The sequence below is a fragment of the Streptomyces asoensis genome, assembly GCF_016860545.1.
Taxonomy (GTDB): domain Bacteria; phylum Actinomycetota; class Actinomycetes; order Streptomycetales; family Streptomycetaceae; genus Streptomyces; species Streptomyces asoensis.
Genome location: NZ_BNEB01000005.1, coordinates 1780946 through 1801777, shown reverse-complemented (window position 1 = coordinate 1801777; position 20832 = coordinate 1780946). Strand labels below are relative to the sequence as shown.

General features: G+C 74.2%; 21 protein-coding genes. 10 read left to right on the top strand and 11 right to left on the bottom strand.

Annotated elements, in window-relative coordinates:
• The first annotated feature begins 22 nt into the window (after positions 1-22).
• A complete protein-coding gene (locus Saso_RS30820) occupies positions 23-226 on the top strand; it encodes an MbtH family protein (RefSeq protein ID WP_189923405.1) in 204 nt (67 codons plus the stop codon).
• A gap of 69 nt (positions 227-295) precedes the next feature.
• Here the strand turns inward: Saso_RS30820 and Saso_RS30815 are convergent, their stop codons facing one another.
• From Saso_RS30815 to Saso_RS30805, 3 genes are all read right to left on the bottom strand, one after another.
• On the bottom strand, positions 296-1372 hold the full coding sequence (locus Saso_RS30815; protein WP_189923280.1) for an iron-siderophore ABC transporter substrate-binding protein: 1077 nt from the start codon (positions 1370-1372) through the stop codon (positions 296-298).
• A gap of 145 nt (positions 1373-1517) precedes the next feature.
• Positions 1518-3320: an ABC transporter ATP-binding protein gene (locus tag Saso_RS30810; RefSeq protein ID WP_189923282.1), complete on the bottom strand. Its 1803-nt coding sequence runs from the start codon at positions 3318-3320 to the stop codon at positions 1518-1520.
• Positions 3317-5086 carry an ABC transporter ATP-binding protein gene (locus tag Saso_RS30805; RefSeq protein ID WP_189923407.1) on the bottom strand — a complete coding sequence of 590 codons (1770 nt, stop codon included), beginning with the start codon at positions 5084-5086 and terminating at the stop codon, positions 3317-3319. Before Saso_RS30805 ends, Saso_RS30810 begins: the two co-directional genes overlap by 4 nt.
• 178 nt (positions 5087-5264) lie before the next feature.
• On the opposite strand from Saso_RS30805, the gene Saso_RS30800 reads away from it, so the two are divergent.
• A complete protein-coding gene (locus tag Saso_RS30800) occupies positions 5265-6011 on the top strand; it encodes a cobalt-precorrin-6A reductase (protein WP_189923284.1) in 747 nt (248 codons plus the stop codon).
• An 85-nt stretch (positions 6012-6096) separates the two neighbouring features.
• Here Saso_RS30800 and Saso_RS30795 read toward each other — a convergent pair whose 3' ends face one another.
• Positions 6097-6768 carry a DUF305 domain-containing protein gene (locus Saso_RS30795; RefSeq protein ID WP_189923285.1) on the bottom strand — a complete coding sequence of 224 codons (672 nt, stop codon included), beginning with the start codon at positions 6766-6768 and terminating at the stop codon, positions 6097-6099.
• Positions 6769-6866: 98 nt separating this feature from the next.
• Entirely contained in the window at positions 6867-7271 is a 405-nt protein-coding gene (locus tag Saso_RS30790) for a DUF6153 family protein (protein WP_189923287.1), read from the bottom strand.
• A gap of 269 nt (positions 7272-7540) precedes the next feature.
• Here Saso_RS30790 and Saso_RS30785 point away from each other — a divergent pair, with 269 nt between their 5' ends.
• Both Saso_RS30785 and Saso_RS30780 read left to right on the top strand, forming a co-directional pair.
• Positions 7541-8455, top strand: coding sequence for a HipA family kinase (locus tag Saso_RS30785; RefSeq protein ID WP_189923289.1), 915 nt, complete (start codon positions 7541-7543; stop codon positions 8453-8455).
• Between the two features lie 86 nt (positions 8456-8541).
• Positions 8542-8865: an Rdx family protein gene (locus Saso_RS30780; protein WP_189923291.1), complete on the top strand. Its 324-nt coding sequence runs from the start codon at positions 8542-8544 to the stop codon at positions 8863-8865.
• A 33-nt stretch (positions 8866-8898) separates the two neighbouring features.
• Here the strand turns inward: Saso_RS30780 and aceB are convergent, their stop codons facing one another.
• Both aceB and Saso_RS30770 read right to left on the bottom strand, forming a co-directional pair.
• Complete coding sequence (gene aceB, locus Saso_RS30775; protein WP_189923293.1) at positions 8899-10533, bottom strand: malate synthase A; 1635 nt, start codon at positions 10531-10533, stop codon at positions 8899-8901.
• A 186-nt stretch (positions 10534-10719) separates the two neighbouring features.
• Positions 10720-11331 (bottom strand): nucleotidyltransferase family protein, encoded by a 612-nt coding sequence (locus Saso_RS30770; RefSeq protein WP_189923294.1) that lies wholly within the window; start codon positions 11329-11331, stop codon positions 10720-10722.
• A 196-nt stretch (positions 11332-11527) separates the two neighbouring features.
• On the opposite strand from Saso_RS30770, the gene Saso_RS30765 reads away from it, so the two are divergent.
• Entirely contained in the window at positions 11528-11842 is a 315-nt protein-coding gene (locus Saso_RS30765; protein WP_189923296.1) for a DUF5955 family protein, read from the top strand.
• A gap of 40 nt (positions 11843-11882) precedes the next feature.
• On the opposite strand, the gene Saso_RS30760 is transcribed toward Saso_RS30765, so the two are convergent.
• Positions 11883-12680, bottom strand: coding sequence for an IclR family transcriptional regulator (locus Saso_RS30760; RefSeq protein WP_189923298.1), 798 nt, complete (start codon positions 12678-12680; stop codon positions 11883-11885).
• A gap of 259 nt (positions 12681-12939) precedes the next feature.
• Here Saso_RS30760 and allB point away from each other — a divergent pair, with 259 nt between their 5' ends.
• Positions 12940-14277 carry an allantoinase AllB gene (gene allB / locus Saso_RS30755; RefSeq protein ID WP_189923300.1) on the top strand — a complete coding sequence of 446 codons (1338 nt, stop codon included), beginning with the start codon at positions 12940-12942 and terminating at the stop codon, positions 14275-14277.
• A gap of 87 nt (positions 14278-14364) precedes the next feature.
• Positions 14365-15480, top strand: a complete 1116-nt coding sequence (gene alc, locus Saso_RS30750; RefSeq protein WP_189923302.1) for an allantoicase — start codon at positions 14365-14367, stop codon at positions 15478-15480.
• A 115-nt stretch (positions 15481-15595) separates the two neighbouring features.
• On the opposite strand, the gene Saso_RS30745 is transcribed toward alc, so the two are convergent.
• The 3 genes from Saso_RS30745 to Saso_RS30735 form a co-directional block, all read right to left on the bottom strand.
• The gene (locus Saso_RS30745; RefSeq protein ID WP_189923304.1) at positions 15596-16342 is read right to left on the bottom strand and encodes a 3-oxoacyl-ACP reductase family protein; all 747 of its coding nucleotides are present in this window, start codon (positions 16340-16342) and stop codon (positions 15596-15598) included.
• Positions 16343-16493: 151 nt separating this feature from the next.
• On the bottom strand, positions 16494-16880 hold the full coding sequence (locus Saso_RS30740) for a guanyl-specific ribonuclease (protein ID WP_189923306.1): 387 nt from the start codon (positions 16878-16880) through the stop codon (positions 16494-16496).
• Positions 16881-17000: 120 nt separating this feature from the next.
• Entirely contained in the window at positions 17001-17201 is a 201-nt protein-coding gene (locus Saso_RS30735; protein ID WP_189923308.1) for a hypothetical protein, read from the bottom strand.
• Between the two features lie 200 nt (positions 17202-17401).
• Here Saso_RS30735 and Saso_RS30730 point away from each other — a divergent pair, with 200 nt between their 5' ends.
• The 3 genes from Saso_RS30730 (at position 17402) to Saso_RS30720 (ending at position 20825) form a co-directional block, all read left to right on the top strand.
• The gene (locus Saso_RS30730; RefSeq protein WP_189923310.1) at positions 17402-18664 is read left to right on the top strand and encodes a sensor histidine kinase; all 1263 of its coding nucleotides are present in this window, start codon (positions 17402-17404) and stop codon (positions 18662-18664) included.
• Positions 18665-18817: 153 nt separating this feature from the next.
• Positions 18818-19579 carry a response regulator gene (locus tag Saso_RS30725; RefSeq protein WP_229901330.1) on the top strand — a complete coding sequence of 254 codons (762 nt, stop codon included), beginning with the start codon at positions 18818-18820 and terminating at the stop codon, positions 19577-19579.
• A gap of 64 nt (positions 19580-19643) precedes the next feature.
• Positions 19644-20825 (top strand): cytochrome P450 family protein, encoded by a 1182-nt coding sequence (locus Saso_RS30720; protein ID WP_189923311.1) that lies wholly within the window; start codon positions 19644-19646, stop codon positions 20823-20825.
• Positions 20826-20832 lie beyond the last annotated feature (7 nt).

The following is a 20832-nucleotide window of genomic DNA, read 5'->3' as shown; positions in this document are numbered from 1 at the left end:
CCGGAAAGACAGGGACCCCGCCATGAGCAACCCGTTCGAGAACCCCGACGGCGTCTACTTCGTCCTCGTCAACGACGAGGGCCAGCACAGCCTGTGGCCCGACTTCGTGGACGTCCCGGCCGGCTGGACCGTCGCGCACGGACCGGCCGCCCGCCAGGAGTGCCTGGACCACATCGAGGCCAACTGGACGGACCTGCGGCCCAGGAGCCTCGTCGACGGCGCCTGAGCCCGGCGGTACACGGAAGGAGGGGGCGGCCCGCGCGGGCCGCCCCCTCCTTCCGTGCCGCCGGACGGGTCAGGACGCCGGCTGCTCCACCTTCGTCGCGGTCTTGCCGTCCACGGCCGCCGCGAGCTGCGGCACCAGGCGGTCGAGGACGTAGGGGATGCTGAGCACCGTGGACAGGGACACCGCGTTGCCGTAGTCGCCGCTCTCCTGGATGAAGACCTCACGGCCCTGCTTCACGACGTCCAGGTCGGCGTAGATCCTGTCGCCGTGCAGCTTGGCGATCGCCGTGGTGAGGTCGGGCACGATCCAGACGGCGACGTCCTGGTCGAGCAGGTCGAAGCGCTCCTTGCTGATGTTGGCGCCGAAGGTGTCCCCGATCACCTTGTCGAGGTCCTTGGGCAGCGAGAAGCCGAGGTCGGACAGGATCCGCGAGCGGGTGTCCTGGGTGCCGTAGACGAACGTGCCCTCGTACGGGGTCGCCATGACGGCCGTCGCCCCGGCGAACGCGGGCTGCGCCTTCCTGGCCGCCGCGAACTTGTCCTCGACGCCGGAGACGAGCGCCTTGGCCTCGGCCGCCTTGCCGAGCGCCTTGCCGATCTCCTCGGTCTGCCGCTGCCACGGCACCCCGTAGTCGTTGTAGGCCTTCGGCTGGGCGACCACCGGGGCGAACTTCGACAGGCTCTCGTACTGGGCCTTCGTCAGTCCCGAGTACACGGCGAGGATGAGATCGGGCTTCAGCGCGGCGATCTTCTCCACCTGGGGACCGGTGCCGGTGTCCTTGAGGACGGTCGGCGCCGCCGCGCCGCCCAGCTTGTCCTGCGCCCACGGTCCGACGGCGCCCTTGTAGCCGCCCAGCCATTCGGTGGTGCCGACCGGCACCGTGCCGAGCGCGAGGACGGCGTCCTGGTCGGTGAGACCGACGGTGACGATCCGCCGGGGCGCGGACTCGATCGTCGTACTGCCGTACTTGTGGTCGAGCGTCACGGGGAAGGCGCCGGACGCCGACGACGCGCCCGGCCCCTTCGCGTCGGCGGACGAGGAACCGGACCCGGAGCCGGAGGAGCCGCAGCCGACCGCGGCGACGGCGAGCAGGGCGACGGAGGCGAGCAGACCGGACAGCCGTGAGGCTCTGGTGGCGCGAGGCATCGGTGATCCTTCTGTTCGTCGTGGTGCGTTCGGCGAGGAGCAGGTGGGCGGACGGCGGCGGGACGGGGAGACAGGGGGGCGGTTGGCGGGAGGGCAACAGGGAGACGGGGAGCCGGGGAGCGGGGAGTGGCGTCCGGGGTCGGGTTCAGGGGCTGGTGCCGGTACCGGGGCCGGGGGAGCGGCTGCCGGACCAGGCCTGCCACAGGGCGGCGTACGTGCCCCCGGCGGCGAGCAGTTCGTCGTGGGTGCCGTTCTCCACGACCCGGCCGTCGCTCAGCACGACCACCCGGTCCGCGGTGGCGGCCTGGCTGAGACGGTGCGCCACGACCAGCGCCGTACGGCCCCGCAGGGCCCGCTCGGCCGCCTCGTCGAGCTGCCGGGCGCCCGAACTGCCCGCCTCCGCGGTCGCCTCGTCGAGGACGACGACCGGCGGATCGGCCAGCAGGATCCGGGCGAGCGCGAGTTGCTGGGCGCGGTCGGCGGTCAGCCGGTGGCCGCCGTCGCCGACGACGGTGTCCAGACCGTCCGGGAGCGCCTGCGCCCAGCCGAGGGCGCCCACACCCGCCAGCGCCTCCCGCAGCTCCTCGTCGTCCGCCTGCGGACGGGCCAGCCGCAGGTCGTCGGCGAGCGGCCCGGCGAAGACGTGCACCTCCTGCGTCACGAGTCCCACCAGGCGGCCCGACTCGTCCGGTTCGACACCGCCGACGTCGACGCGGCCGCCGTCCGGCCGGTGCAGTCCGGCCACCAGCTTCGCGAGCGTCGTCTTGCCCGCCCCGGTCGTGCCGACCAGCGCGACGCGTTCCTTGGGCCGGATCTCCAGGTCGACGCCGTGCAGCACCGGGCGGCCGGGCACGTACGCGTGCGAGACGGCGGTCAGCGTCACGGCGGGGGCTCCGGCGGGGACCGGACGGTCGTCCGGGTGCCCGGCGGACGCGGGCACCGGTTCGTCCACCACTCCGACCAGCCGGGCCAGTCCCGCCGTCGCCGACTGGGCGTCGTCGAGCAGCACCAGCGCGGTGTTCACCGGGCCGAACAGCGCGTGGAAGTACAGCGCGGCGGCCGTGGCGGTGCCGACCGACGCGGACCCCGAACGCACCAGCAGGAACCCGGTGACCAGGACGGCGCCGAGGCCCGCGTACTCGGCGATGTGCAGCCGGCTGTAGAAGCGCAGCACCAGCCGCACCCCGCGCATCGTCAGCTCCACCGACGCCCGCGAGCGCTCGGTGACCTCGCGGGTGTGGCGGGTCTGCATCCGGTACGCCCGGACGGTCCGCGCCCCGCCTATCGTGTCCAGCAACTGCTGCTGCTGGGCCCCGGTGGCGATGCGCTCCCTGGCGTACAGGGGCACGGCGTTGCGCACGTACCAGCGCGCGGTGTGCGCCTGCACGGGCACGGCGACCAGCGCGGCCAGCAGGAACCGCCAGTCCAGCACGGCCAGCGCGACCAGGGTCAGCACGATCGACAGCGCGGAACGGGCCAGCTCGGGCAGCGCCCCGCGCACGGCGTCGGCGACCCGCGACACGTCCCGGGTGACGCGGGCGTTGAGATCGCCCGAGCCGGCCTTCTCCAGCCGCTCCAGCGGCAGCGACAGCGCGCGCTCCACGAACAGTTCGCGCAGCCGGGCGAGCACGGTCTCGCCGAGCCGGGAGACCAGCGACATGCCCTGCGCGGTCGTGACGCCCTGCACCACGGCGACCGCGGCCAGCGCGAGGACGGGCAGGTCGAGCGCGTCGGCGGACCGGTGCTCGGTGACGACGTCGACGATCCGGCCGAGCAGGGGCTGGGTGAGCAGTCCGACGGAGGTGGCCACCACCATCAGCCCGAACCCCGCGAAGGCCAGGCCCCGGTGCGGACGCAGCAGTTCGCCCACCGCGGCGCGGGTGCGCGCGGCGCTCGCCGTGGGCAGCAGGGCGCGGCCGGCCTCCGCCTCCTCGGATCGCGTGGTCATGCCAGCACCGCCGTCCGGTAGGTCGCGTCGGCCCGTACGAGCTCCGCGTGTGTGCCTTCGGCTCCGACCCGGCCGCCGTCCAGGAGGACCACCCGGTCGGCGACGGCGAGCAGCGCCGGACTGTTGGTCACCACGAGCGTGGTGCGGCCGCGGCGGATCTCGCGCAGCCCTTCGGCGATGCGCGCCTCGGTCAGCGCGTCGACGGCCGTCGTCGGATCGTGCACGACCAGGACGGGCGGCCCGGCGCGCAGGGCGCGCGCCAGCAGGACGCGCTGGCGCTGGCCGCCGGACAGGGAGCGGCCGCCCTCGCCGACCCCGGTGGCGGTGCCGTGCGGCAGGGAGCGGGCCACCTCGTCGGCGTGCGCGGCGCACATGGCCCGTTCCGTCAGGACATCCGCGTCCGCGTCACCCGTGCCGTCCCCGGCCGACGGCTCCGCGGCGGATCCGTCCGGCGTCCCGTCGTCCTCCGGCTCCGCGCGAGGCGTCACGTTGTCGGCGAGCGAGCCGTCGAACAGCACGGCGTCGTGCGCGGCGACCAGTACCGCGGCCCGCAGTTGCGCCGGATCGAAGCGGTTCAGCGGCACCCCGTCCAGCTCGACCGTGCCCGACTCCGGATCCCGTTCCCGGCCCAGACAGCGCAGCAGCGCCTCCGCGCAGGCGGGGTCCGTCACGGCGATGCCGGTGAGCCGGCCGGCCGCCACGTCGAGGTCGATGCCGTCCGTGCCGTCGCCGAGCCGTACCCCGCGCAGCCGCAGTGCTCCGCGCACCGGCTGCGGCACCGGGTCGTCGCCGCCCACGACGGCGGGCTCCGCGGCCAGCACCTGCGCGATCCGGGCGGCCGAGGCCCGGCCCTGCGCCAGTTCGGCGTTGACCCAGGCGAACGTCTCCAACGGCCCCAGCAGGAACAGCGCGAGGCCCACCGCGGACACCAACTGCCCCAGGCTGAGCGACCCGTCGAGCGCCAGCCGGCCGCCCACCAGCGCTATCAGCGCGATGAAACCGCCGGTCAGGGCCAGGACGAGTCCGGTCTGCCAGGACTCGGCACGCGCCGCGCGCAAGGTGGCGGCCAGCGAGAGGCGGCTCGTCCCGCGGTACCGCTCGACCGCGGCCCGCTGGGCCCCCAGTCCCTTCAGCACCCGCAGCCCGGCCACCAGGTCGGCCGCCACCCCCGAGGCGTGGGCGGCCCGGTCCTGCTCGGCCTCGCTGCGGCGTTCCAGCGGCTTGCTCAGCAGGTGTCCCAGCCACAGCAGCACCGGCGTGCCGAGCAGCACGATCAGTCCGAGCGGCACGGACGTCAGCAGGAGCGCCACGGCGCTCGCGGTGACGCCCGCGACGGCCCAGGTCCCGCTCATCAGGGCCATGTTGACGGCGCCGACGCGCTTGGCGTCCTCGGTGGCGACGTTGGCCAGTTCGCCGGGCAGCCGTCCGTCCTCGGCGCCGCCGCGGGCGTCGAGCACCCGGCGCACGATCGCCAGGCGCAGGGTGTGGGCGGCCTCCTCGGCGCCGCGCTCACCCGCCCGCGCGCCCAGCCGGAAGCTCCACGACAGCGTCACGTACACCACGGCGAGGACGGCCAGCCACAGCAGGAGCCGCCCGGCGTCCTGTCCGGCGACGGCCTGGTCGATGACGACGCCGATGAGCACCGGCACCACGGCTTCCCCCAGTTGGTGCACGCATCCGAGCGCCGCGCCGAGACCGACGCGGCGCGCCTGCCCCCGGACCGAGCGTGTCAGGACGTCACGTCCCGACTGTTCCCCTGATCCCACCAGCCACCCTCCGGATCCGGTCAACTTAGGCAAGGCTACTCTAAGTGAATCAGGGCGAGTCAATGCCCGGACGGCGGGCGCGGTGCCCTCCTTCGCGGGCCGTGTGCTTCAGTTGGCGCTGCGGCGGTCCCGGCCGCGCCGCCCCTCGCCCCGCCCTTAGGAAGGGAACCCGGACGCCGTGCACGTACTGATCCTGGGCGGCACCGCCGAGGCCCGTGACCTCGCCGGACTCCTGGCGGCGGACCCCGCGCCCGGGTGGCGCGTGACGAGCTCCCTGGCCGGACGGGTGAGCACACCGAGGCTCCCGCCCGGCGCGGTGCGGGTGGGCGGCTTCGGCGGGGCCGAGGGGCTGGCCGCGTGGCTGACCGGACACCGGGTCGACGCGCTGGTGGACGCCACCCATCCCTTCGCCGCCGCCATGAGTCTGCACGCGGCCGAGGCCGCCGCCCGTACGGGCGTCCCGCTCCTCGCGCTGCGCCGTCCCGGCTGGACCCCGGCCCCGGGTGACGTCTGGCACGACGCCGGTTCGCTGACCGAGGCCGCCGGGCTGCTGCCCTCGCTCGGGCGGCGGGTGTTCCTCACCACCGGCCGGATGGGGCTGGCCGCCTTCGCCGCCCTGGACGAACTCTGGTTCCTCGTACGGTCCGTGGAACCGCCCGGGGAGCCCGCCCCGTCCCGGACGGAGGTGCTGCTCGACCGGGGGCCCTTCACCCTCGCCGGGGAGCGCGGACTACTGCGCCGGCACCGGATCGACGTCGTCGTGACCAAGGACAGCGGCGGCGCGGCCACCGCCCCGAAACTCCTCGCCGCGCGCGAGGCGCGGCTTCCCGTGCTCGTCGTCCGCAGACCCCCGCCCCCCGAGGGCGTCCGCACGGTGACCACCCCCGAACAGGCCCGATCCTGGCTCGCCCACTGCACCCCCTGACCCACCCCCGGTCCGGGCGGGGGCGCCCCCGCCCCGCCGCTGGTGACGGCGGAGGCGGAGGCGTCGGCGGGGCCGTCCCTCGGGGTCAGGACTTGTCGAGGAGCTTGGTCATCTCGGTGATCTCCGCGGTCTGCGACGTGACGATGGCGTCGGCCATCGAAGCAGCGGGCCGGTACGCACCCTTGTCCTTCTCGGTACCGGCCATCTCCACGGCGCCCTTGTGGTGCTCGATCATCATCGTGAGGAACATGGTGTCGAACTCCGCGCCGGACGCCTTCTTCAGCGCGTCCATGCCGGAGGCGTCCATCATGCCGGGCATGCCGGGCATGCCGGACCCGGCGGAGTGGTCCATGCCGGGCATGGACTCCGCGGCGCTGCCCGAGGCGGCCGGGACGTCCTCGCCCCAGGCCGTCAGCCAGCCGCTCATCGTCTTGATCTCCGGGTCCTGCGCCTTCTCGACGCGGGCGGCGATGTCCTTGACCTGCGCCGAGGAGGCCCGGCCGGCGGCCAGCCGCGCCATCTCCAGCGCCTGCCGGTGGTGCGGGATCATGCCCTGCGCGAAGGCGACGTCCTGCGCGTTGTGCGCGCCGGCGGTGGCGTCGGCCGAAGCGCCGGTGGACGCCGGCGCCGAGCCGCTGCCGCCGCCCGCCTCACCGGTGCTCTCCCCGCCGCTGCCACAGGCGGCGAGGACGAGGGCGGCGGTCACGGACGCGGCCCCGACGAGGGCGCGACGGGTCAGGGTACGGGTGTTGCGCATGGGGGAACTCCTGCTGTGCTGAGTGCTTCACGGGAAACGATCCGGACGTGCCGAGGCGCACCGCGTCCTGTGTGGTCGGACGGGGCGCGCGGGGCGGTCTAGATCCGCAGGAGTTGCAGTTCCGCCAGCGACGGCGGCGCGCGGGCGCCGTCGGGGGCCCCGGACGCGCACGAGCGGACGGATTCCGCGCGGGCGGGGACGGCCAGGGCGTCGGGCACCAGCAGGGGCGGGGCGGGCGTGCCGCTCACCGCGGCGGCCGCACAGGTGGCGTCGGCGTGACGGGCGTGCCCGCCGCCGCAGTCCCCGCCGTGTCCGGCACAGCCGTCGTCCGCGGCGACCGCGACGGCCGTCGACGGGCGCGACGGCCCGCCGTGTCCGTGGACCGCGCCGCCGGGAGCCAGGGCGTGCATCGCGAGCAGTCCCGCCAGCAGCCCGAGCACGAGCAGCGCCGTGCGCCACCGCGGCGAGGGCGGTGGCGCGAGGCGCTGCTCGGTGGTGGTCATCGGGATCATCCTAGGAGAGGCCGGTGCCCCCGGCTCACCGCCGGGGTCCGTCAGGGGTACGGCCGCCACCGCGCCCGCGTTCACCGCGACCCCGTCTGTTCGTCCGCCCGGCGCCACGGGCCGCCGGTCACCCTCGGTTACTATGCTCATGTCACGCCGGAGGCGGGCAGCGAGGCGGACGGACGCCCGGCGGCCTGCCGGAGGGGCAGGGAGATGCGCATGCCGGAAGGAACCGTCCGGACCGTCCCGACGAGGGTGGCCCGCACGACATGCTGAGAGAGGTCACCGCGACCCGCTACCTCGAACCGCTGCGCTCCGGCGGTTCCGTTCCCGGCATCGTCGAGGCCGACGACCTGGGCACCTACGTAGTGAAGTTCACGGGCTCCGCGCAGGGCCGCAAGGCGCTCGTCGCCGAGGTGATCGTCGGTGAGCTGGCGCGCGCCCTCGGGCTGCGCTTCCCCGAGCTGGTCCTGGTGCACTTCGATCCGGCCGTCGCGGACCACGAACCGCACCAGGAGGTGCGCGACCTGCACGCGGCGAGCGCCGGGCTCAACCTCGGGATGGACTTCCTGCCGGGCGCCCGGGACTTCACCCCGCAGGTCGCCGAGGTGTTCCCGGTGGAGCCGCGGGAGGCCGGGCGCATCGTCTGGCTGGACGCCCTGACCGTCAACGTCGACCGTACGGTGCACAGCTCCAACCTGATGGTCTGGCCCACGTTCGGCATCGCCCCGCCGCGGCTGTGGCTCATCGACCACGGTGCGGCCCTCGTCTTCCACCACCGCTGGGACGGGGCCGACCCGGCGAAGGCGTACGACTTCCGTCACCACGCGCTCGGGCACTCGGCCCCGGACACCCGGGCGGCCGACGCCGAACTGGCGCCCCTGGTGACCGAGGAGCTGCTGCGCCGGGTCGTGGCCAAGGTGCCGGACGCCTGGCTGAGCGGCGAGGAGGGGTTCACCTCGCCGGACGCGGTCCGGGAGGCGTACGTGCGCTACCTCCACGCGCGGGCGGAGGCGTCCGCGGCCTGGCTGCCCACCGACTTCCCCGCTCGGGAGGAGCTCGCCGCCGACGAGGCCCGGCGTGCGGCGAGGACGCGGCAGGGACGGCCGGACTGGCTCAAGCGGGTCCCCGACCTGCACGGCAAGCCGGCCGCGGAACAGGACTGGTCGGTGCACCTCGGATGAGCGACCGGCGCGGGACGGGTGGTCCTGACGACCCGGGCGGCCCGGGAGACCTGGCAGACCCGAGTGGCGTGAGAGGAACGAGCGGGATGGACGAGCCGAGCGCGGGGAGCGGGCCGCAGGAGCCGGGCGGGTCCGGCGCGCCGGGCCGGCGGGTCGAGATCGAGTACTGCACCCAGTGCCGCTGGCTGCCCCGCGCCGCCTGGCTGGCCCAGGAACTGCTCACGACCTTCGAGGCCGAGCTGTCCGAACTCGCGCTGAGGCCGGGCAAGGGCGGGGTCTTCGTCGTGCGGATCGACGACGAGGTGGTCTGGGACCGCCGCGAACAGGGCTTCCCGGAGCCGACAGCGGTGAAGAAGCTCGTCCGCGACCGGGTGGCCCCGGGAAGGTCCCTGGGCCACTCGGACCGCTGAACGTGCCGCGCGGCGGGGAGTCCGCCGCGGTGCTCAGCCCCTGAGCTGCTCGTACGCGGGCAGAGTGAGGAAGTCCGCGTAGTCGTCGTCGAGGGAGACCGTCAGCAGCAGGTCGTGGGCCTGCTGCCAGTGGCCGGCCGTGAAGGCCTCCTCGCCGATCTCCTCGCGGATCGCGGCGAGTTCGCGCGCCGCGATCTCCCGCGCCAGGCCGGGCGTGGCCCTGACGGTGCCGCCCTCGTGCTCGAACTCCACTCCCGCGTTGATCCACTGCCAGATCTGCGAGCGGGAGATCTCCGCCGTGGCCGCGTCCTCCATCAGGTTGAAGATGGCGACCGCGCCCAGGCCGCGCAGCCAGGCCTCGATGTAACGGATGCCGACCTGGACGGCGTTGACGAGTCCCTCGTACGTCGGCCGGGCCTCCAGCGAGTCGACCGCGATCAGGTCGGCGGCCTTGACGTCGACGTCCTCGCGCAGCCGGTCCTTCTGGTTCGGCCGGTCGCCGAGCACCGCGTCGAAGGACGCCATCGCGATCGGGACCAGGTCCGGGTGGGCCACCCACGACCCGTCGAAGCCGTCGGCGGCCTCGCGGTCCTTGTCGGCCTTCACCTTCTCGAACGCGACCTTGTTGACCTGCTCGTCGCGTCGGGACGGGATGAAGGCGGCCATGCCGCCGATCGCGTGCGCACCGCGCTTGTGGCAGGTGCGCACGAGGAGTTCGGTGTACGCCCGCATGAACGGGGCGGTCATCGTGACCGCGTTGCGGTCCGGCAGGACGAACCTGGGTCCGCCGTCACGGAAGTTCTTGACGATGGAGAACAGGTAGTCCCACCGGCCGGCGTTCAACCCGGAGGCGTGGTCGCGGAGTTCGTAGAGGATCTCCTCCATCTCGTACGCGGCCGTGATCGTCTCGATGAGCACGGTGGCGCGGACGGTGCCCTGCGGGATGCCGATGTGGTCCTGGGCGAAGACGAACACCTCGTTCCACAGGCGGGCCTCCAGGTGCGACTCCGTCTTCGGGAGGTAGAAGTACGGCCCCTTGCCCAGGTCGAGAAGGCGCTGTGCGTTGTGGAAGAAGTACAGCCCGAAGTCGACGAGGGCGCCGGGGACCTGGCGGCCGTCCGCGTCGACGAGGTGCCGCTCGTTCAGGTGCCAGCCGCGCGGGCGCATGACGACGGTGGCGAGTTCGGCGTCGTCCTTCAGGGCGTACGACTTGCCGGACACCGGGTCGGTGAAGTCGATGTTCCTGGTGTACGCGTCGGCCAGGTTGACCTGCCCGAGGACGACGTTCTCCCAGGTCGGCGCCGAGGCGTCCTCGAAGTCGGCGAGCCAGACCCTGGCGCCGGAGTTCAGGGCGTTGACGGTCATCTTGCGGTCGGTCGGACCGGTGATCTCGACGCGGCGGTCGTCCAGGGCCGCGGGAGAGGGGGCCACCTTCCAGGAGTCGTCCGCGCGCACGGCGGCCGTCTCCGGGAGGAAGTCGAGCGAGGAGGTGCGGGCGATCTCGGCGCGCCGCGCGACCCGCCGGGCGAGGAGCTCGTCACGGCGCGGGGTGAACCGCCGGTGCAGTTCGGCCACGAAGGCGAGCGCCGCCTCGGTGAGGACCTCCTCCTGGCGCGGCAGGGGCTCGGCGTCGACGATGGCCAGCGGGGACGGCGCTGGTGCGGACATGAGCGGTCACTTCCTTCAGCGGTGGCACCGGGTGCCGGTCGAAGCGGATTGCGGCGAGCGGGGCCCCGGACGGGGCCGAGCCTTGTGATCAGTGGATACTAGTTTCCTCATCGTGGAAGTTCAATCGTTTGTTGATGTCGAGATTCTCCGCGTCGAGGCAACCCGGCGCCCGGTGCCGGACCCCTCTCACTCGAGTCGGCCGAGGTCCGCGGGGGTGTCGATGTCGAAGGGGCGGGCCACGTCCGCGCACTCGACGAGCGTGAGCGCCTGCGCGTGCTCCTTCAGATAGGCCCGGGCGCCCCGGTCGCCGGTGGCGCTCGCGGCGACGCCCTCCCAGTGCGCCGACCCGAACAGGACGGGATGGCCGCGGACCCCGTCGTAGGTGGCGCAGACGAGCGACGAGCCGTCCTCGTGGGCGGCGAGCACCCGGGCCACGGCTTCCGGACCGATACCGGGCTGGTCGACGAGGAGTACCAGCGCGGCGCCCGCCCCGGTCCCGGCGAGCGAGGCGAGTCCGGCCCGCAGCGACGTGCCCATGCCCCGCTCCCACTGCGGGTTCGGCACGATCACGCACCCGTCCAGCCGCGCCCGCTCGCGTACGGCGTCGGCGGCGGCCCCGAGCACCACGTGCACGTGTGCGCAGCCCGCCGTGCGCAGGGCCGCGACCGCGTGTTCGACGAGCGGCCGTCCCCGGTGTTCGAGCAGCGCCTTGGGGTGTCCGCCGAGCCGCCGGCCCCCGCCCGCCGCGAGCAGCAGGCCGGCCACCTGGTCGGCGGCCTCTTCTTCCTTGTGCGTCATGCCTCCTGCATACCTGACACGTCGGTGACGGCACGGTGTGCGAGGGCTGAATTTCGGTACGCGCAGTGGCGCACGCCGCATCGGGTGGCGTTTACTGACCCGCGCGTCCTGCCGTGCCCGGCCGTGCCGCGGGACGTGCGGGGCGGGGCGGGGCGGGCGCGCACGCGCGCTCGGCGGAGCGTGAGGGGGGAGAGCTGTGTTGCGGAGCTTGGGGCAAAGAGCGGTGACCGGTGGCGACGAGGACCGCAAGGTGGCGGAACTGCGGACCGCGGTGTCCCGGTTACGCCGCGAACTCGCCACGTATCCGGCCGACTTCCCGGACCGCGGCATCGCCGAGGACGAACTCGCCGCGCTCGCCGCGATGGTGACCCACGGCACCCCCGAAGTCCCGCGGCTGCGCAGGTCGTTGCTGCTGATAGCGGGTGCCATCGGCTCGGTGAGCGCCCTGGCGCGGGGGCTGGCGGACGTCCGCGGCGCAGTGGACCGGTTCGGGCAGACGCCACGCGGCTGAGCGACCGACGGAGACCCCGGGGGTCGGAGCCGGGTCGGCTCTAGACCGCCGGTCCCGCACTGGTCAGCGCCTGGGACAGTTCCGCCGCCACCTGCTGGAGCACCGGCACGATGCTCCCGGTGGCCGCCTCGGTGACCCGGCCCGCCGGGCCCGAGATCGAGATGGCCGCGGCCGTCGGGGAGTCCGGCACCTGGACCGCCAGGCAGCGGACGCCGATCTCCTGCTCGTTGTCGTCGACCGCGTAGCCGGCGGCGCGCACCTCCGCGAGGGCGGCCAGGAAGCCGTCGGGGGTGGTGATCGTCCTGTCGGTCGCGGCGGGCATGCCGGTGCGGGCGAGCAGGGCACGCACCTCGTCGTCCGGGAAACCCGCGAGCAGGGCCTTGCCGACACCGGTGGAGTGCGGCAGGACCCGGCGGCCGACCTCGGTGAACATCCGCATCGAGTGCTTGGACGGCACCTGCGCCACGTAGACGATCTCGTCGCCGTCGAGCAGGGCCATGTTCGCCGTCTCGCCGGTCTCCTCCACCAGGCGCGCCAGGTAGGGGCGGGCCCAGGTGCCCAGCAGCCGGGCCGCCGACTCGCCGAGCCGGATCAGCCGGGGTCCGAGCGCATAGCGCCGGTTGGCCTGCTGGCGGACGTAACCGCAGGCCACCAGGGTGCGCATCAGCCGGTGGATGGTGGGCAGCGGCAGCCCGCTGCTCGCGGACAGCTCGCTCAGGCCGACCTCGCCGCCCGCGTCCGCCATCCGCTCGAGCAGATCGAAGGCGCGCTCGAGGGACTGGACTCCTCCGCCCGCGGACCTGGCGGAGTCGGTGGTGCTGGCGCTGGACGTCGGCACGGCGCGTTCCTTTCGAAACTGGCGGGAGGGGCTGAAGCCTACCCGGCGGTCGGTTGACTCCTCGCTGGTGTGTAGCTACCTTCTGCTGGTCGGAATAGTAATTCCGTTATGTGGAAACGTCCAGAGTGGCGCGACCGGGTGCATCGTGGGGGGAGGGTGCCCTTGACGGCATGCGGGCGGAACGGAAGACTCCTTCAACAGAACGTTGAATTCCGTTGCGTGGAAGTTTCCGCCGGATGAACGCAAGAGAGGGGTCCGGGTGTCCGACGCCGAACTCATACTGCGCTCGACGCGCGTCATCACTCCCGAAGGGTCACGGCCCGCCGCGGTCGCGGTCGCCGGCGGAAGGATCACGGCCGTCCTCCCGTACGACACGCCCGTCCCCGCGGGCGCCCGCCTGGAGGACTTCGGCGACCATGTGCTGCTGCCCGGACTCGTGGACACCCATGTTCACGTCAACGACCCGGGGCGCACCCACTGGGAGGGCTTCTGGACCGCCACGCGCGCGGCGGCGGCCGGCGGCATCACCACGCTCGTCGACATGCCCCTGAACTCCCTGCCGCCCACCACGACGGTCGACCACCTCCGGATCAAACGCGAGGTCGCCGCCGACAAGGCGCACATCGACGTCGGCTTCTGGGGCGGTGCCCTGCCCGACAACGTCAAGGACCTGCGGCCGCTGCACGAGTCCGGCGTCTTCGGTTTCAAGGCGTTCCTCTCGCCCTCCGGCGTGGACGAGTTCCCGCACCTCGACCGTGACCGCCTCGCCCGGTCCCTCACCGAGATCGCCGGATTCGACGGCCTGCTGATCGTGCACGCGGAGGACCCGCGCCACCTCGACGCCGCCCCGCAGCAGGGTGGCCCCCGGTACGCCGACTTCCTGGCCAGCCGCCCCCGGCACGCCGAGGACACCGCCGTCGCGGAGCTCGTCGCCCAGGCGAAACGCCTCCACGCGCGCGTGCACGTCCTGCACCTTTCCTCCAGCGACGCGCTCCCGCTGATCGCCGCGGCCAAGGCGGACGGCGTGCGCATCACGGTCGAGACCTGCCCGCACTACCTGACCCTGACCGCCGAGGAGGTCCCCGACGGCGCCAGCGAGTTCAAGTGCTGCCCGCCGATCCGTGAGTCCGCCAACCAGGACCTGCTCTGGCAGGCCCTGGCGGACGGCACGATCGACTGCGTGGTCACCGACCACTCGCCGTCCACGGCCGACCTCAAGACCGACGACTTCGCCACCGCGTGGGGCGGCATCTCGGGGCTCCAGCTGAGCCTGGCGGCCGTCTGGACGCAGGCCCGGCGGCGGGGCCACGGCCTGGAGGACGTCGTGCGGTGGATGTCCACCCGCACGGCCGCCCTCGTGGGCCTGTCCCGCAAGGGCGCCATCGAGGCGGGCCGGGACGCCGACTTCGCCGTCCTCGCCCCCGACGAGACCTTCACCGTCGACCCCGCGTCCCTCCAGCACCGCAACCACGTCACCGCGTACGCCGGCAAGACCCTGTACGGCGTCGTGAAGTCCACCTGGCTGCGGGGCGAACGGATCCACGCCGACGGGGAGTTCACCGAACCGAAGGGACGGCTCCTCACCCGTACCCCCTGAGCGCGGGGGCCGCCCGGACCGCCCCTCCGGCTCCCTCTCGCACCCGCACCCGCACCGGCCGACCCCCGAAAGGCAGACCAGAAGACCGTGACGGCGACAGAGACCTTCACCGGCGACGCGAACCCCTACGGCGGCGGCGACCCCTACGCGGACTACCGCACCGCCGACTTCCCCTTCACCCGGCACGTCGACCTCGCCGGCCGGCAGCTCGGAGCCTCGGTCGTCGCCGCCAACGACGAGTTCTTCGCCCAGCGCGAGAACCTGCTGCTCCCGGGCCCCGCCGAGTTCGACCCGGAGCGCTTCGGCCACAAGGGCAAGATCATGGACGGCTGGGAGACCCGCCGCCGCCGGGGCGCGTCGGCCGACCATCCGTGGCCGACGGACGACGACCACGACTGGGCGCTCGTCCGCCTCGGCGCCCCCGGGGTGATCAGGGGCATCGTCGTCGACACCGCCCACTTCCGCGGCAACTACCCGCAGGCGGTGTCGGTCGAGGGGACCTCGGTGCCGGGCTCGCCGTCCCCGGCGGAACTCCTCGGCGACGACGTCAAGTGGACGACCCTGGTCCCGCGCACGCCGGTCGGCGGCCACGCGGCGAACGGCTTCGCCGTGTCGGTGGAGCAGCGCTTCACCCACCTGCGGGTCAACCAGCACCCCGACGGCGGCATCGCCCGCCTGCGCGTCCACGGCGAGGTCGTGCCCGATCCCGCCTGGCTCACCGCTCTCGGCACCTTCGACGTCGTCGCCCTGGAGAACGGCGGCCGGGCCGAGGATGCCTCCGACCGCTTCTATTCACCCGCGAGCAACACCATCCAGCCGGGCCGCTCCCGCAAGATGGACGACGGCTGGGAGACCCGCCGCCGCCGCGACCGGGGCAACGACTGGATCAGCTACCGCCTGACGGCGCAGGCGCTGATCCGCGCCCTGGAGATCGACACGGCGTACCTCAAGGGCAACAGCGCGGGCTGGGCCTCCGTGTCGGTCAGGGAGGGCGAGGGCGGAGCGTGGACGGAGATCCTCCCGCGCACCCGTCTCCAGCCGGACACCGACCACCGCTTCGTCCTGCCTGCCCCGGCCGTCGGCACGCACGCGCGCGTGGACATCTATCCCGACGGCGGCATCTCCCGCCTGCGGTTGTTCGGCTCGCTCACGGAGACGGGCGCGGCGGATCTGACCGCGCGCCACCAGGAGCTCGGCGGCTGAGCCCGCCGCCGTCCCCCCCCCCCCCCCCCCCCGCGCGTTCCGCGGGGGGACGGGGCGCGCACAGGGACGGGCGTGGGCCGCGGTCCCGCGCCGCCGGCGCGGCGCGCCCCGGCGCTCAGGCCGCGTGTCCGCCGTCCACGGCGAACTCGGCGCCCGTGACGTACGCGGCCCCCGCGAGATGGGCGACGGTCGCGGCCACCTCGTCCGCCGTGCCGAAGCGGCCCAGCGCGGTCATCGTCGCCTGTCCTTGCGCGTACGGTCCGCCGGCCGGGTTCATGTCCGTGTCGATCGGCCCCGGATGGACGAGGTTCGCCGTGATCCCGCGCGGCCCCAGCTCACGGGCGAGGGCCTTGGTCAGGCCGATCAGCGCCGCCTTGCTCATGGCGTACAGCGTCCCGCCCGGACCGGGCACGCGCTGGGTCATGCAGGTGCCGATCGTGATGATCCGGCCGCCGTCGGGCATCCGCGCGGCGGCCGCCTGGGAGACCAGGAACACCGCGCGCACATTGACGGCGAGCACCCGGTCGACGTCGGAGCGGGAGAGGGTCTCCAGCGGGCCGAGGACACCGACGCCCGCGTTGTTCACCAGGACGTCGAGTCCGCCCAGTGCCCGGACCGCGCGGTCCACCGCCCCGGCCGCCTCGTCGGGGTCCGCCGAGTCCGCCCGCAGGGCCACCGCCCGCCGCCCGAGCTCCTCCACCGCCTTGACCACGTCCTCGGCGGCCGCGCCGCCGTTCACGTAGGTCACCGCCACGTCCGCTCCCTCGCGGGCGAGCCGCAGGGCGGTGGCCGCCCCGATGCCGCGGCTGCCGCCGGTGACCAGCGCCACCCTGCCGTCCAGTGTTCCTTCGGTCGTCGTCATGGGTCCATCCCAGCCGCCGGGGCCCGGGCCCGCCGGCGGTGAACGGACGTCGAGTCCCCGGGCCGGCACCGCGAGCGCCCGTCCGGACGGCCCGGCCGGCGTCCCTCGCCCCGCGGCCCGAAGATGTGGGGGGACCGCGGGGCGAGGGTTCTCAGCAGCCGTAGTTGATCAGGTTGAAGGTCACGTAGTGGTCGGCGGTGTAGTAGTCCTCGTCGGTCTTCTTCCCGGTGACGACGCGGCGCGCACCGCGCGTCGAGGAGCCCGGCGTCTTCACCGTGTACTCGTGGTAGTAGCCGGACGCCTGGCCGGGCAGGACGCCTTCCCGGTTCTGGAAGACGGCCCCGTCCTGGGAGTAGGGGAACGGTCCGCCCTGGCCGATCAGCCGGAGCGTGTCGTAGGCCTGCGAGGGCAGCTTCGTGTAGCAGACGCTGCCGACGGCGGCGTGGGCGGTGGTGGCGGAGACGGTGCCGCCGACGAGGAGCGCGGTGAGGGCCGCGGCCGAGAGGCCGGCGCGAGTGATCCGTGGGGGGAATCTCATGGCTTCATGATGACGCGCGTAGAAAGTGTCATGTCAATGACAAGAACGGGGAATTCGCCGTCGGTCCCGAGAAGTTTTCACGGTGTTAACCGCGGACCCCGGGCGGATCCGGGCACCGTGCTAGCGCGGCTTGCGGCTGTCCGAGGCCGCGAACAGGGCGAACGCCAGCACGACGAGCGCGACGCTCACGTACACCTCGTAGCCGTCGAGGAAGCCCAGGCGCTGCACCAGTCCCAGGTGCCAACGGGTGAACGCGTGCAGCAGCCCGAGGACCCCCTGCACCAGAGCGAGGAAGCCGAGCACTCCCAGCAGTTCCTTCATGACGAGGACTCTCGCCGCGCCCGGGCCCGGCGCGCCATCGGCCGAGCGGCGCGACCGGTCCGACAAAAGTGCGTGGTCCGGCGGTCCGGCCGCGCCGAAAGTAGTTGGCCGCGCGACCTCGGTCGACCGCTCCCGCCCATCGGTCGCGATTCCCGCGCACGCGTGGGTGCCGCGGCCCCGCGCTGCGTAGATTGCCGGTCATGAGGGCAGACGACAGCGTGGCGCCGGCGGCGCCCGGGTTCACCGGACACCGATGGCTGCTGCCGTCGGCCGTGGTCGCGGAACTCGCCCCCGACCCCGAGCGTCCCGGGCGCCCGCACCGGCGCACCGCACGGGACTGGGCCGTCGACTTCTGCTGCTTCCTCCTGGCCGTGACCGTCGGGCTGGCCGTCGCGGACAACCTGCCCGGCGAGCGGGAGCTTCCCGAGGCGGTCGCCGCGGCCGACCAGCTGCTGGGGGCGCTCGCCTGCGCGGCCGTCTGGCTGCGCCGCCGGTGGCCGGTCGCCCTGGCCGCCGCGATGGTCCCCCTCGGCTTCCTGTCGACCACCTCGGCCGGCGCCTGCACCGTCGCCCTCTTCTCCCTCGCCGTGCACCGGCCGTTCCGCTGCGTCGCCTGGGTGGGCGGCGCCGAGATCGCCCTCATCCCGCTGCTGGCCTGGGCCCGCCCCGATCCCACCCTGTCGTACGTGCCCGCGGTGGCGTGGAGCGTGCTGTTCACCGTCACGGCCATCGGCTGGGGGATGTTCGTCCGGTCCAAACGGCAGTTGATGCTCAGCCTGCGCGACCGTGCCCGGCGCGCCGAGACGGAGGCCCGGCTGCGCGCCGAACAGGCGCAGCGGCTGGCGCGCGAGGCCATCGCCCGCGAGATGCACGACGTGCTCGCCCACCGGCTGACCCTGCTCAGCGTGCACGCGGGCGGGCTGGAGTTCCGCCCGGACGCGCCCCGCGAGGAGATCGCACGCGCGGCGGGCGTCATCCGGGAGAGCGCCCACGAGGCGCTCCAGGACCTGCGGGAGATCATCGGCGTGCTGCGGGCCGGCGACTCCGACGACGCGGGCCGTCCGCAGCCCACGCTGGCCGCCCTGGACGGCCTGGTCGCCGAGTCCCGTGCGGCGGGCACGAAGGTCGTCCTCGAACGGCACGTCACCGACGCGGCGTCCGTCCCGGCGTCCGTCGGCCGCACCGCCTACCGCATCGCGCAGGAGTGCCTCACCAACGCCCGCAAGCACGCCCCCGGCGCGGAAGTGGCGGTCAGCGTCACCGGCGGCCCCGGCGAGGGCCTCGCCGTGACCGTGCGCAACCCGGCCCCCGAGGGCGACGTCCCCCCGGTCCCCGGTTCCGGCCAGGGGCTGATCGGACTGACCGAGCGGGCCACCCTGACCGGAGGCCGGCTGGAGCACGGGCCCTGGGGGCGCGGCGGGTTCGAGGTACGGGCGTGGCTGCCGTGGCCCGCCGCTCCCTGACCCCGCCCCGGCCCCCCGGCTCCGGCCCGGCCCCCTGACCCCCGCCGCGGCCTCCCGCGCCGGCCCGGGCGCGGTTCCCCCCGTCCCGCGCCGCCGTCCCGGCCGTCGTGAACCGTCGGCGCGGGCGCCCGCAACCGTGATTACGTGAGGGCCATGACTGCCATCAGACTCCTCCTCGTCGACGACGATCCCCTGGTGCGGGCCGGTCTGGCCTTCATGATGGGGGGCGCCGCCGACATCGAGATCGTCGGCGAGGCCGCCGACGGCGGCGAGGTCGCGGACCTCGTGGAGCGCACCCGTCCCGACGTGGTCCTGATGGACATCCGGATGCCTGCCGTGGACGGGATCACCGCCACCGAACGGCTGCGCGGACGCGAGGACGCCCCGCAGGTCGTGGTGCTGACCACCTTCCACGCCGATGAGCAGGTGCTGCGCGCGCTCCGCGCGGGCGCCGCGGGTTTCGTCCTCAAGGACACCCCGCCGGCCGAGATCCTCGACGCCGTGCGCCGGGTCGCGGCCGGCGACCCGGTCCTGTCGCCCGCCGTCACCCGGCAGCTGATGGACCACGCGGCCGGGAGCGCGGCCGACGACCGGCGCACCCACGCACGCGGACGCCTCACCGCCCTGGGGGAACGCGAGCGCGAGGTGGCCGTGGCGGTGGGCCGGGGGCTGTCCAACGCGGACATCGCGGCCGAGCTCTTCATGAGCGTCGCCACCGTCAAGGCCCATGTCTCCCGGCTCCTGGCCCGGCTCGGCCTCAACAACCGGGTACAGATCGCCCTGCTCGCCTACGACGCGGGGCTGCTGGACGACGCCGGTGGCCGCGCCGCGGACCCGGCCGACCCGGCGGACCCGGCGGGGGCCGACCGGGCGAACGGCGGGGAGGGGCCGCGCGGCCGGCGCGGCGGGCACTAGGCGGCCGGCCCGGACGTTGGACGGGTGACGCGAGCGTCGCGGAACGTGACCGGAGGGGGCGCACATGGCGGAGGAGATCGACCTGGGGGAGTTCGGCGACGGGTTCCGCCGGGACCCGCATCCGGTGTACGCGCGGCTGCGCGAGCGCGGTGCGGTCCACCGGGTGCGGCTTCCCGCGCCCGACTCCTACGTGACCTGGCTCGTCGTGGGCCACGAGGAGGCGCGCGCGGCGCTCGCCGACCCCCGGCTGGCCAAGGACTCCGCGCGGATCGGCGCCACCTTCCTCGACGAGGAGCTGATCGGCAAGCACCTGCTGGCCGCCGACCCGCCGCAGCACACGCGCCTGCGTGCCCTGGTCTCGCGCGCCTTCACCGCACGCCGCGTGGCGGAACTGCGGCCGGGCATCGAGCGCATCACCGGCGACCTGCTCGACGCGATGCTGCCCCGCGGCCGCGCCGACCTGGTGGAGTCGCTGGCCTACCCGCTCCCGCTGACGGTCATCTGCGAGCTCCTCGGCGTACCGGAGCGGGACCGCCCGGCGTTCCGTGAACTGTCCGGCGAGGCCGTCGCGCCCAGCAGCCCGCAGAGCGAACACGACGCCTTCGTACGGCTGGGTGCGTACCTCACCGAGCTGATCGAGGACAAGCGGTGCGCCGGGCCGAGCGGCGACCTGCTGGACGACCTGATCCGCACCACCGCGCAGGACGGCGACCGGCTCTCGCCGGGTGAACTGCGCGGCATGGCGTTCCTCCTGCTCGTCGCGGGCCACGAGACCACCGTCAACCTGATCGGCAACGCCGTCCACGCCCTGCTCACGCACCCGGACCAGCTGGCCGCCCTGCGCGCCGACATGTCCCTCCTCGACGGCACCGTCGAGGAGGCCCTGCGGTACGAGGGACCGGTCGAGAACGCCACCTTCCGGTTCGCCGCCGAACCGCTGGAGATCGCCGGCACGCCTGTCGCCCGGGGCGATGCGGTGATGATCGGTCTGACCGCGGCGGGCCGGGACCCGGCGCGCTACCCGGCACCCGACGGGTTCGACATCCGCCGCGAGAGCCGGGGCCACCTGGCCTTCGGGCACGGCGTCCACTACTGCCTGGGCGCCCCGCTGGCCCGTCTGGAGGCCCGCACGGCGATCCGGTCGCTGCTGGAGCGCGCCCCTGACCTGGCGCTCGACGGCCCGCCCGGCGAGTGGCTCCCCGGCGCCCTGATGCGCGGGATGCGCAGCCTCCCGGTCCGCTGGTGACCCACCC